The following is a 12258-nucleotide window of genomic DNA, read 5'->3' as shown; positions in this document are numbered from 1 at the left end:
GTAATGAACGTCCCGTTTATAGTATTTAATATACTATAGATGGGACTTTTTTTGTTTTTTAGCTGAATAAAGATAGTATTTTAAAATTAGATCATGGAGGAATACACTATGTCAGAAATTAAAATCACATTTCCAGATGGAGCGGTAAAAGTCTTTCCTACTGGTTCATCTACAAAAGATATTGCTGAAAGTATCAGCAAAGGATTAGCTAAAAAAGCACTAGCTGGTAAGTTTAATGGGGAATTAGTTGATTTAGTACGCCCGCTAGAAGTAGATGGTGAGATTGAAATCATTACACCAGATCATGAAGATGCATTACAGATCATACGTCATTCAACGGCTCATTTAATGGCAAATGCCTTACGTCGTTTGTACCCAGATATAAAATTTGGAGTAGGTCCTGGAATTTCAACTGGATTTTACTATGACACAGACTCTGAAACTCCGATTACTGAAGAGGATATTCCAAAAATCGAAGCTGAGATGATGTCAATTGTAAAAGAGAATAACCCAATTGTCCGCAAAGAAGTTTCTAGAGAAGAAGCCTTAGAAATATTCAAAGATGATCCTTACAAAGTCGAATTAATTACAGACCTTCCAGAATCAGAAAAAATCACGGTTTATGATCAAGGAGATTTTGTAGATCTATGTCGTGGAGTTCATGTTCCTTCAACAGGCCGCATTCAAGTATTTAAATTATTGTCTCTTGCTGGTGCTTATTGGAGAGGTAATTCGGATAACAAAATGATGCAACGGGTTTATGGAACAGCCTTTTTCGATAAAAAAGATTTAAAAGAGTTTATCCAAATGCGTGAAGAAGCTAAATTACGTGATCACCGTAAATTAGGTAAAGAACTAGATTTATTTATGCTTTCTCCAGAAGCTGGTTCGGGGTTGCCTTTTTGGTTACCAAAAGGCGCTACGATCCGTCGCACGATCGAACGTTACATTACCGACCGTGAGATCAGTTTAGGTTATCAACATGTTTATACACCGATCATGGCGGATGTAAACTTATACAAAACATCCGGTCACTGGGATCACTATCATGATGATATGTTTCCACCTATGGATATGGGAGACGGCGAAATGCTTGTCTTGCGTCCGATGAACTGTCCTCATCATATGCTAGTTTACAAAAATGATGTGCACAGCTATCGTGAATTGCCGATTCGAATTGCTGAATTAGGCCAAATGCACCGTTATGAAAAGAGTGGGGCCTTATCTGGATTACAACGAGTGCGTGAAATGACTCTGAATGATGGTCATACATTTGTACGCCCTGATCAAATTGAAGAAGAATTCAAACGAACATTGGAATTGATGTTAGCTGTATATGGAGACTTTAATATTACCGATTATCGTTTCCGTTTAAGCTACCGAGATCCTAAAAATACAGAAAAATATTTTGATGATGATGATATGTGGGAAAAAGCTCAAATGATGCTTAAGACAGCAATGGATGATATGGAATTAGATTACTTTGAAGCAGAAGGAGAAGCAGCCTTTTATGGTCCAAAACTAGATGTGTTAGTAAAAACAGCTATCGGGATTGAAGAAACACTTTCAACGATCCAATTAGACTTTTTGCTTCCAGAACGGTTCGACCTAACATATGTAGGAGAAGATGGCGAAAATACTCACCGTCCGGTAGTTATCCATCGCGGAATCGTATCTACAATGGAGCGCTTCGTAGCTTACTTGATCGAAGAATACAAGGGGGCTTTTCCTACTTGGTTAGCACCAGTTCAAGCTACAATAATCCCAGTTAATTTAGATATGCATACTGATTATGCTTATGAGATCAAAAAACAAATGGACAGTATTGGGATGCGCGTGGAAGTTGATGGACGGAATGAAAAAATGGGCTATAAAATCCGTGCCTCTCAAACACAAAAAATACCTTATCAATTAGTTGTTGGAGATAATGAAGTTCAAGACAACACAGTTGCTGTACGCAAGTATGGTGAGAAAACTACTGAAACAATTGCATTAAGTGATTATTTAGAAAAAGTTTCAGCAGAAATTAAAAACTTCAGTAAATAAGTGATATTAATGATAAATAGCTAGTAAATGAACTATGAGATTATGATAAAGCTTAGAAGATAGCATGTACTGAAATTATTTTTGAACTGGGGTTTGTTTAGTTAGTTTCGCAAATATCAATCGATTTTTTCTTTGCCTACGAGATATTTGTTGTGATCAACTTGATTCTCAATTTTTGGCAAGCATAGCTATACTGTGTAAAAGTAAAATGGACTCTATAGAATGGACACTACAAAAAGGTGCTTTCTATAGGGTCTATTTTTGTATACGGATATAAAGAAGAATAAGGCGATACTTGAAGAAACGTTACTTTTCTCAAGTTCACAATCTACATCACTTGCACTTCGTGCAGAAAGAAGCAACTATTTATAGAAGCAGGATTTGATCCGGAAATGATTGGTAAAAGCAGGATAAAATCAATCGTTCTTTGGACATTAAAAACATGAAAATCAGAGGGTTAATCAATGAACTATGAATAAGTGATAGGGTATAATGAACTTAATAAAAAAGATATAGAGAGATTGGAATCTCTCGGTTATAAGAATTCTGTTATATTCTTTGAGACATTGAGTTCATCTGATAAAAAAACTGAAATTATCAATGACTATGGATTTGAACCGGAGTTTATTGAATCTATTCATACTTTGATTGATTTCACAAGAATTCAATGGGTCAGTTCTAATTTTGCCAGGATGTTAGTTTCTGCCGGATATACTAATGCAAAAATGGTCTCAGTGGCTGATGCAGACGAATTATTTAGTAAACTTGATAAGGTGAATAAAGAAAACAACTATTTTAAAATGAAAATTGGCCTTAGAAATATCAAACGGCTAGTAAGAGCGGCGTCATATGTTTCATGAATAAGGAGGAAGGAACTATGAAAATAATGGTAACCGGTGGTACGAATGGAATGGGAAAAGGCGTTGCTAAAGTATTAGCAGCTACAGATGACCACTCACATGAAATAATTATTTTGTGCAGATCGAGAGAACTTGGCGAGAAAGTAATACAAGAATTTAAGGAAACGACTCTCAATGAAAAAGTGTCACTAATTATATGTGACCTTACAAAACTAAGTGATGTCCACAATGCGATAAATGAGATTCAAAGTAAACATACTTTTCTGGATGGAATATTTATTAATGCCGGATTAGGCTATGCTGCCAAAAGAGTAGAAACAGAAGACGGTATGGATCCACATTTTCAAGTCAATTATTTATCTCATTTTATGTTGACCTTAAACTTATTGAGCTTATTGGAAAGGTCTCAAAGCGGAGGTAGAGTCATTTTTAATGTCACAGAAGGAGGTAAAATATATTGGGATGATATGCAAATGAAAAATGATTGGGGGTACGAAGCTGGTATCCAACAGGCAATGGTTGCCAAAAGAATGTTTCTTGTGAAATTACATGATTTATACAAAAATAAACATAATACAAAAATATCATTTATCGGCTTTCAAATCCCTAAAACTGTGTGGAGCAACCAATTAAATATTATCCCTGCGCCTATGAGAATGATGGCAACTTTGATGAAGTTATTTGGAAGGTTTATTACGATAGAAGAATGTGGAGAAATGATGGCTCCTCTGTTTACTGAAACTCAGGAAGAAAGCCTTAAAAAATCCGGAAAATTTATTACTTTGAAAAATGATGAATTTATAGAAATCAAAGAAGATATGGTCATATTGAATCAAGAGTTGCAAGAAAAATTATGGGAAATCAGTCTCAAATTATGTGCAGATGAAAAAACAAATCAAATTTCTAAATCACTTTTTAATCTTGAGCAATTCGATGAATAAGATTGCTCAGGACTCTTCTTTTATAAATCGAAACGAGAAAAAGTAAATGTAAACCATCTGGAAATCGGTCTGATTCCATCGCTAACAACTTGTCTCCAGTTCCATTACGTTGAATCCAAATCTGGTTGTCCATGAAGTACTGAATTTCGAAAAAACAGATATGATATATCAGAAAATGATTTAGGATTAAATTGCTACTTATTCTAGTGTATTAGGGGGAGGGGAGATGAAATGAAAGGGAAAACGCTGACTAACTGGTTATGCCTTTCAGGCATAGCAAGCCTCATATTTTATATCTTGCATACTGTAGTCGGGGCGATGAATTATCCTGGATACGATTGGAGAAGCCAAGCAGTAAGTGATTTAACTGCAACGGATGCCCCATCATTTGTGGTCGCAAATGGGTTAACATCCATTCACCATTTATTTGCCTGCTTGAGCTCTGTACTGGTTTGCATAATCATTCAGGGTAAAGGGAACAAGGTATTACGAATTGGGATATATCTTTTTGCTGTGATGAATTGGGTATCAGCGATAGGATACACTCTTTTTCCATTGACGCATAGTGGTTATGCTGGAACCTTTCAAGATGTAATGCATGTATACGTTGTTACAGGTGGTGTTGTCGTTTTATCGATCGTTTCAATTAGTCTGATTATTATCGGAGGATTCAAGGATCACAAAAAATATCAGTCATTGGCTATATGGGCAGCAGTCACGCTAGTGTTTATGATTATCGGTCCCATCGGCACAAGCATAGTACCCAACGCGTATTTCGGAATAGCGGAGCGTTTTAGCGTTTATAGTGTGGCTGTGTTTAATGCTGTCTTAGGGTTGTATGGCTTTGTTTTCATTGATAGAGTCGAAGAAAACTTTAAATATCGAAAGGACGTATAAGATAACATTTCTTTAGGTCATCATATTTCATCAGTAGCCATAATTTAATCTCAATTTTAGCCTAATTAGTGTTAGAAGGTATTAGGCATTAGGATGGTAGACTCTCTGATGTGGAGGTACGGTGTCTGATTAAAAATAAATATATTGGTCTAAGACAAGCACATTTATGCGGTTATCTTAAGGCTTCTTTCATTTGCAAGAACAAATTTGGATTTAAAGACAGCTTAAATATCTGAGAAGCATTTCCCACTACGTTCAATCTCAAGATAAACTCCATAAAGAACAATGAAAGTATAAAATAAACTAATAGTGGCAGGCTTTTTTTATTTTTCATCATGAGCTCGCCTCTTTGATGCTAACGTTTTAACAAACTTGGATATTTATGGACTACTATAGAACAAAAAATTTTAAATGAATTAAATAATTTAATGATACGAGTTTTATAAATCTATCAGTGTCATAGATTTATTTCAAAAAGTAATCAATTCAGTTATGTGATTAAGGCTACGAGTATTATACTAAAATCAGAGATAAAAGTTTAAGAAGAATTGGATGCTAAAATAAAAAAACATGGCCGTAATCGTTTTGGAAGGAGTAGAGAGATGAAGAATAGAATGAAAGCAGCTCTTATTGGAGGAGCTTTGTTAGGAATTGTTTGCGTAGTAGGAGCATACGTTCGGTCTGGTTTTTCAGCGACTCCCGTTTTTGTGTTTTCACTCTGGTATAATCGGGTCATTATTGGCCTAGTCGTGGGCGCTCCATGGGGTGAAACAGTTAGAAATAAAGCATTACTTCGTGGAGCTCTGCTAGGCCTTTTAGTTTCCTTTGCATTCTATAGTAGTACTGAATTTCAAGATCCTATCAGTTTTGTGGCTGGGATCGTATATGGCGTTTTACTGGAAGGATGGCTCCGTCGAACTGGAAAAACTAGAAAGCTATAAAAATTGATTAAATATAATTTATGCGTTTTTATTGTAATCTAACTTCGATAAAGGTCTGTGTAACGTATAGGTTCTTAAATTTTTTTTAGTCACATGGACATAATAAAGTTGCCCCTTTTTTTGAATTTACAGAAAAGAAGCACTAAAAAGTAGATTAAAAGACAAATGAAAAACGGAGGAAAATACTTATGGATAAATTTGGATGGGCTTATATTGGCTGTGGAAGTATTGCTCACACAACAGCAAACGAATTGGTGAAGACAGATGATAATCAAATCGTGGCTATCTGGAATAGAACAAAATCGAAGGCTGAAGACTTTGCAAAAGAATATGGTGGAACTGTCTATGATACCGCAGAAGAAGCGATTAACGCTTCAGGTGTAGAGGGTGTATATGTTAATGTAAACGGTGATAAGCATGCCGAATACACAAAGCTTTCTATTAAGAACAAGAAACCGATACTTTGTGAGAAACCATTTGCTGTCAATGAAAAAGTGGCAAAGGAAGTATTTGATTATGCTGCAGAAAAAGATGTCTATGTCTCAGAAGCAATGTGGACATGGCACAACGAGACAGCTTTGCAGGTAAAAAAGTGGGTGAAATCTGGTGTAATCGGAGATATACAGTCAGTTGATTGTGCCTTCGCGGTCCAATTGCTCAAACATTCTGATAATCTGCGACTTACAACCCTTTCTATGCTTGGTGGAGCGCTTTTAGATCTTGGTGTCTACGCAATCAGATATTGCTACGAGCTTTTTGGTATGCCAGAAACCATTCAGTGCCAAGGCGACATGCACGCGGTGGATTACGCGGAAGAAATCAAATTTAAGTATCCAGACTTTCAGGCTGAAATGCATATTTCCATGATAGAAGAAGCTGGAAACTTCTTTGAAATAAAAGGAACAAAGGGCTCTATTTCTGTTCCAAAGTTTAATTCAGCAAAGCAGGCAACGTTGAGAACTGATGGGAAAGAAGAAATATTCGAGATGGAGGGACTTTTATATGGCACACAATTTTCCAATGTAGCAGCTGAGATTCGTGCTGGAAAAAAAGAAGGAGAAATGATTCCTGCCAAAAGTACTGTAGAAGTAATGTCACTATTGGATGAATGCCGTAGACAGATGGGGCTTGTGTACCCTCAAGAATAGGCTAGAGATTTTGAGTGAGAAAAAACAAATAATCAAATACTAAAAGTTAAAATGATCAGTCCTGGACAATCAAAGTCTAATGTAGATCTGCAACTCCAAAACTTTAGGTTTGTAAAGATGGAGAAGCAATGGTGATCTGAAGAAAAGAAGAATTCCTGGATAATATTGTTGAAGAAATTGGTAATAGAAAAGGTGTTTTTAGTGCGATACTCTGCGTGGAAAGCGGGGATAACAGCTTTTCATGAACAGGAACCACTGGTGAAATGCAAAAAGATAGCCAGTACTTCATTGCTAGTGTTACGAAACTATATTTCCACTTGCCCAATTGACTTTACGTACATATGAGAAGAAGTGCAAAAGTGGGTGACAAGAATGGGCTATGTATACTCGGTTCACAATTAGCTTTTACTGTACTAAATCTTTGGAAAATAAATCGTTTAGCTTGATCACGAGTTACGTATGAGGAGAGTAGGCGACTGATATATGAATAAAAATTATGATGTAATCAAGAAAGGAATACTTGTTACAATAGGTAGTTTTATTACTTTAGCAGCAACTTTTATATTGTATTTTCTTATCTTTATGGTTTTTGAAAAAGGAGCAAATCAAGGTAGTTCTTATAACTTCGTGGCACCTTTGCGAGTTGGATATGGGATCATATGGCTGATTCTCTGTTTGATAATATATCGTACAAAGATACGCGACTGGCTTAAAGCTAGCATGCTTACTGGTTCACTTACTACCTTTATGATTGGAACTGGAGTACAATTATTTGAAAATCCGATCATAGTCGGCTTGATCATGTTTGCAGTTGTTGCAACGGGTATATTTTTGCTGCATAGAATGAAGAAGCAATGGTATCGTTACTACTCTATTGTAATTTCTATGATTGCTACATTATTTTACTTATAACCTATTACCCGAAACTATTGAAAAAATAGGATGTTGGACCTTTTTTTGAGTACGATATGAAAGAAATCAGTGCATAAATGAAGACTGAGTTGAATCGCAACAAATCATCGTTTGGATATAAGTTTTGCTGTGATCGCAACTTTGATATTTCAATATAATAAAGTATTTGAGAAACCAAAAGAAGGCACTCCACGATGATTAATTTCATCGTAGAGTGCCTTCTCTGTTTTCAACCTTATCTATTATTTGTAGGTACTATTAGTTCTTATAATGAAGAAATAGTTTGATGTGACGGGGCACTGACTGTTTTTAATTAAGTAATAAATAAGTATGAGGTCTAAATTTTTTTAATGTCGTATGTATAATAGCTCTCTAATATATATATAATTCATTTGACATTTCTCTTAAATCTATGTAAGATATTAATTGCCTACCAAACGGAAGGTAGGGAAGGAGCGGGATCACTTTGGAAACAAAAAAAAAAATTATAGATGCAACATTTGGATTGTTTGCTGAAAAGGGTATGGAGTTTTCTTTGAATGAAGTTGCTAATATTGTAGGGATAAAAAAAGCTTCTATTTATGCACATTTTAAAAGTAAAGAAGAGTTGTTATATCAATTATTTAATCAAGAGATTGAAGAATACTTTACTGTTGTAGAATCTCAATCAAAGAGTCTGAAAGAATTTTTTTTAGGAATTTTAAACTATTACAATAGTTCACGAAAAAAACTGTTGTTTTGGAAAAGATTGCTTTTGTTTCCACCTGATACGATGGATAGTGAAATAAGGCAAAAAATAATAGATTTGTCAGAGCAACGCTTTAAAAAAGTAAAAGAGCTTATAAGTAGTAGTTCATCTCCAAATGACAATAAAGAACAAAATGATGATTTATTAACGGTTATGTTCTTGTCTGTTATTCATGGATTATTATCGAGTGAAATTATTTATTCAAAACTAAATATAAAAAGTAGTTATGAAAAAGAGTGGAAAATCTTAGAAAATATGTTAAAGAAGGAAGAATGACATGCTAAAGCCAAAATTTTTTTCAATCATAAAAAATAGAAAAAAAGAATTACCTATAACTCAACTAAAAGATGATATAATTGCTGGTGTTATTGTTGCTATTATAGCGTTACCTTTATCAGTTGCACTAGCAATTGCTTCAGGAGTCGCACCTGAAAAAGGTCTCATAACAGCTATTATCGGAGGGTTTTTAATTTCCTTCTTAGGAGGAAGCCGAGTCCAAATCGGCGGACCAACTGGAGCGTTTGTTGTTATTGTATATGGAATTATTGCACAATTTGGTTTGGATGGTTTGCTGATTTCGACAATTCTAGCAGGTATATTCATGATCATTATGGGAGTAGTGAAGTTAGGTAGTGTAATCAAGTATATACCTTACCCAACGACAACGGGGTTCACAAGCGGAATCGCAATCGTACTATTATCCACCCAAGTTCAAGATTTTTTTGGACTTGAGATTGATGAAGTTCCTTCTGAATTTATAGCAAAATGGGAAGTTTATATCCAAAATTTTAATACAATAGATTTATCAACAACTTTAGTGGGATTAATTTCACTTTTGATTATCATAGTTTGGCCGAAAATCAATAAAAAAATTCCAGGATCATTAATAGCATTAGTTTTGGTTACTCTTTTTGTTAAAGTATTTAATGTTCCAGTTGAAACTATTGGAAGTAGATTTGGAAATATATCCAATTCTATTCAGTTGATCGATTTTTCATCGATCGATATATCATTACCAATTATTAAAGAATTGATCAGACCCGCACTGACAATTGCATTTTTAGCAAGTATCGAATCATTGTTATCTGCAGTTGTATCTGATGGAATGATTGGGAAGAAACATAACTCAAATATGGAACTTGTTGCACTGGGTATAGCTAATATTTCATCTGCATTATTTGGTGGTATCCCAGCGACAGGCGCAATAGCACGTACAGCAGCAAATGTAAAAAATGGTGGACGAACACCAGTAGCTGGAATAGTTCATGCATTAACATTGTTATTGATCATGTTGGTCTTTATGCCATTAGCGAAGCTAATTCCGATGGCTACATTGGCAGCCATATTGGTTATTGTTGCCTATAATATGAGCGAATGGAGATCGTTTAAAGGTATTTTTTATTCAACTAAAAGTGATGTAGCTGTGTTGCTAGTCACTTTCGTGTTAACTTTGTTATTCGACTTAGTTGTCGCAATAGAAGTTGGAATGATTATTGCAATGTTTTTATTTGTAAAAAGAATGTCAGAAAATAAACTGATAGAGAATGTAAGCCATGAACTTGGAATTTTTACAGATGAAGAAGATGACGAATCAGATATTTTGGATGAATCATTAAAAGAACAATTAGATAGTAAAATCGCAATTTATGAAGTGAATGGTCCGCTATTTTATGGGGTCGTTAATACATTCCTAGATATGCTTAATGAGATGAAGAGTACAACAGATGTAATGATATTAAGAATGAAGAATGTTAACAGTATGGATGCAACAGCGTTGAATGCCGTAAAACAGTTAGAGAAAAGATGCAAAGCTCAAAATATACTGATTTTATATTCTGAAACGAATACTCAACCCATGAATGTTTTAGAAAAAAGTGGGTTTGTTGAAAAAAACGGAAAAGATCGTTTCTTTGATACAACTAAAGATGCAATTAAAGCAGCAAGCGAAATGGTGAAAGCAGATCGCAAATCTCTTCTATAAAAATCTTATACAAACTAACGACAATAAGCTTTTAATATTTATTCTAGAAAAACTATCATGATCTTGAACCAATGCTTCCGTCAGCTTATGTAGACGGTTAAGCCATTGGTTCTTTTTTTATGAATTTTTAAATGATCAGCTCGCTATACGGGAAGTACAGTATAGAAAGAGCTCATCTTGGATTAAACAACAAACGGATACTATCATTACTTATTTCTAAAGTATTTTACAAAAGTAAATTCATCTAACGATAGTGAATTTTTGATTTTTTTACTGGGTAGTGTTTTTCAGTTTAAAGTTCTATAAAGCAGCTATTCGTATTGTAAACGATTTCTATAATAGTTTGGTACAATGGTATTAATAAGAAACAAAGATGGGGTGTCTTTATGGCAACAGACGTACCAGAAAATAAACTAGTATCTATTGAAGAAATTAAAGAGGTGTGGTCAAAAACCTATAGTGGAGAAGGAAAACCAGACTGGTCACATATTTTTCCGTTTTACCATGAACATATCATCTTTCAAGATTCAATCCAGAGAATAGAAGGTAAAGTTAAGTTTGAAGCAATGTGTAATCGTTTGGCTAAACGCTGCAAAAGTTTAGAAATGGATATCTACCATATTATTAAAAATGATAATGTTGTAATGATGGACTGGAAGATGACAATGTCCTTTCGTTTTTTTCCAGCGAAACCGATTTATGGCTCAACAAGATTAACTTTTGATAGCAAGGGTCTAATTATTGAACAAAGAGATTATTACGATCTTTGGGGTGATATTTATGATGGGATTCCTATTATTAGATCAATTTATCGTTGGTTTATGAGAGCATTTTTTGGATAAGGAGATGCAAAGTGATAAATAAATTTCCAGAACAATTGCTGTTCATTAAAAATAGTAGAACTGTTCAAAAAAAGAGTGATGAATTGATGGATGGAAAAATTTGTGTCGTATCTGGTGCAACTTCCGGTGTAGGTTATGAAGCTGTAAAAAAATTAGCTGCCGGCAAAGCGGATATTGTGATGTTGGTTAGGAACGAAAAGAAAGCTAAGGCTGTCAAAAAAGAGCTTGAAAAAAAATATTCCATTTTTGTCGATTATTTTATTGCCGATTTTTCTGATTTGGAACAAGTTGAAAAAGCTGTTGGGGCAATCGTAGATAAATATCCGAGAGTAGATGTATTGATCAATAGTGCTGGCATCCATTCAACTAAAAAGATATTAAATAAAGATGGTTATGAAATGGTTTTTTGTGTCAATCATTTGGCGTCTTTTTTGATTACTAATCTTTTATTAAATAGACTGATTGAATCTTCGCCATCAAGAATTATCCAAGTTAATTCTGAAGGACATCGCTTTAACGGACTGAAAACAAACGATTTAAATTGGGAAAAGCGTATTTATACTGGCTTGAGAAGTTACGGGGCTTCTAAGACGGCACAGTTATTGACCGTTTGGCAGTTGGCGGAAAATCTAAAAGGTACCGGTGTTACGATCAATGCAATGCACCCGGGTGGTGTGAAAACTAACATTGGTAATAACAACGGTAGATTATATCGATGGTTTTTACATCATGTAACTTGGCATTTTTTAAAAGATCCGGAAATATCTGGGGAAGCAATTTATTATTTAGCTTCAGCTAGTGAACTAAGCAATATTAATGGTAAATTTTTTAACTTAACAATCGAAGAAAAACCAGCAAAACATGCTTTAGATTCGAAAAAACAAGAAGAAATATGGAATCTGAGTCTGGAAATGACCGGTTTAATACAAAAAGGTGGGTGAT

Annotated in this window: 11 protein-coding genes; all 11 read left to right on the top strand. The window is 34.5% G+C overall.

What is annotated here, in order from left to right; genetic code table 11:
• Positions 1-108: 108 nt before the first annotated feature.
• The 11 genes from thrS to J7E16_RS01110 all read left to right on the top strand — a co-directional run bounded on the left by thrS (position 109) and on the right by J7E16_RS01110 (position 12257).
• Positions 109-2046 carry a threonine--tRNA ligase gene (thrS, locus tag J7E16_RS01160; RefSeq protein ID WP_214887750.1) on the top strand — a complete coding sequence of 646 codons (1938 nt, stop codon included), beginning with the start codon at positions 109-111 and terminating at the stop codon, positions 2044-2046.
• Between the two features lie 479 nt (positions 2047-2525).
• Positions 2526-2906 (top strand): DUF4332 domain-containing protein, encoded by a 381-nt coding sequence (locus tag J7E16_RS01155; RefSeq protein WP_214887748.1) that lies wholly within the window; start codon positions 2526-2528, stop codon positions 2904-2906.
• 17 nt (positions 2907-2923) lie between these two features.
• Entirely contained in the window at positions 2924-3847 is a 924-nt protein-coding gene (locus J7E16_RS01150; RefSeq protein ID WP_214887745.1) for an SDR family NAD(P)-dependent oxidoreductase, read from the top strand.
• 231 nt (positions 3848-4078) lie between these two features.
• Positions 4079-4744 carry a DUF998 domain-containing protein gene (locus tag J7E16_RS01145; RefSeq protein ID WP_214887742.1) on the top strand — a complete coding sequence of 222 codons (666 nt, stop codon included), beginning with the start codon at positions 4079-4081 and terminating at the stop codon, positions 4742-4744.
• A gap of 602 nt (positions 4745-5346) precedes the next feature.
• Positions 5347-5685 carry a hypothetical protein gene (locus tag J7E16_RS01140; protein ID WP_214887739.1) on the top strand — a complete coding sequence of 113 codons (339 nt, stop codon included), beginning with the start codon at positions 5347-5349 and terminating at the stop codon, positions 5683-5685.
• A gap of 188 nt (positions 5686-5873) precedes the next feature.
• A complete protein-coding gene (locus J7E16_RS01135; protein WP_214887736.1) occupies positions 5874-6833 on the top strand; it encodes a Gfo/Idh/MocA family protein in 960 nt (319 codons plus the stop codon).
• Positions 6834-7316: 483 nt separating this feature from the next.
• Positions 7317-7745: a hypothetical protein gene (locus J7E16_RS01130; protein WP_214887733.1), complete on the top strand. Its 429-nt coding sequence runs from the start codon at positions 7317-7319 to the stop codon at positions 7743-7745.
• A 466-nt stretch (positions 7746-8211) separates the two neighbouring features.
• The gene (locus J7E16_RS01125) at positions 8212-8769 is read left to right on the top strand and encodes a TetR/AcrR family transcriptional regulator (RefSeq protein WP_214887731.1); all 558 of its coding nucleotides are present in this window, start codon (positions 8212-8214) and stop codon (positions 8767-8769) included.
• A gap of 1 nt (position 8770) precedes the next feature.
• Positions 8771-10474: a SulP family inorganic anion transporter gene (locus J7E16_RS01120; protein WP_214887727.1), complete on the top strand. Its 1704-nt coding sequence runs from the start codon at positions 8771-8773 to the stop codon at positions 10472-10474.
• Positions 10475-10860: 386 nt separating this feature from the next.
• Positions 10861-11316, top strand: coding sequence for a DUF2358 domain-containing protein (locus tag J7E16_RS01115; protein WP_214887724.1), 456 nt, complete (start codon positions 10861-10863; stop codon positions 11314-11316).
• Positions 11317-11327: 11 nt separating this feature from the next.
• Positions 11328-12257 carry an SDR family NAD(P)-dependent oxidoreductase gene (locus J7E16_RS01110; protein ID WP_214887721.1) on the top strand — a complete coding sequence of 310 codons (930 nt, stop codon included), beginning with the start codon at positions 11328-11330 and terminating at the stop codon, positions 12255-12257.
• Position 12258 lies beyond the last annotated feature (1 nt).

Origin of the sequence: Carnobacterium sp. ISL-102, assembly GCF_018612935.1 — a bacterium.
GTDB lineage: Bacteria > Bacillota > Bacilli > Lactobacillales > Carnobacteriaceae > Carnobacterium_B > Carnobacterium_B alterfunditum.
This window is presented reverse-complemented; position numbering and strand designations above follow the sequence as displayed.

Excerpts from the sequence above, each read along its gene's own strand:
- thrS (WP_214887750.1), top strand. The coding sequence starts at position 109 with ATGTCAGAAATTAAAATCACATTTCCAGATGGAGCGGTAAAAGTCTTT.
- J7E16_RS01150 (WP_214887745.1), top strand. The coding sequence starts at position 2,924 with ATGAAAATAATGGTAACCGGTGGTACGAATGGAATGGGAAAAGGCGTT.
- J7E16_RS01145 (WP_214887742.1), top strand. The coding sequence starts at position 4,079 with ATGAAAGGGAAAACGCTGACTAACTGGTTATGCCTTTCAGGCATAGCA.
- J7E16_RS01140 (WP_214887739.1), top strand. The coding sequence starts at position 5,347 with ATGAAGAATAGAATGAAAGCAGCTCTTATTGGAGGAGCTTTGTTAGGA.
- J7E16_RS01135 (WP_214887736.1), top strand. The coding sequence starts at position 5,874 with ATGGATAAATTTGGATGGGCTTATATTGGCTGTGGAAGTATTGCTCAC.
- J7E16_RS01130 (WP_214887733.1), top strand. The coding sequence starts at position 7,317 with ATGAATAAAAATTATGATGTAATCAAGAAAGGAATACTTGTTACAATA.
- J7E16_RS01120 (WP_214887727.1), top strand. The coding sequence starts at position 8,771 with ATGCTAAAGCCAAAATTTTTTTCAATCATAAAAAATAGAAAAAAAGAA.
- J7E16_RS01115 (WP_214887724.1), top strand. The coding sequence starts at position 10,861 with ATGGCAACAGACGTACCAGAAAATAAACTAGTATCTATTGAAGAAATT.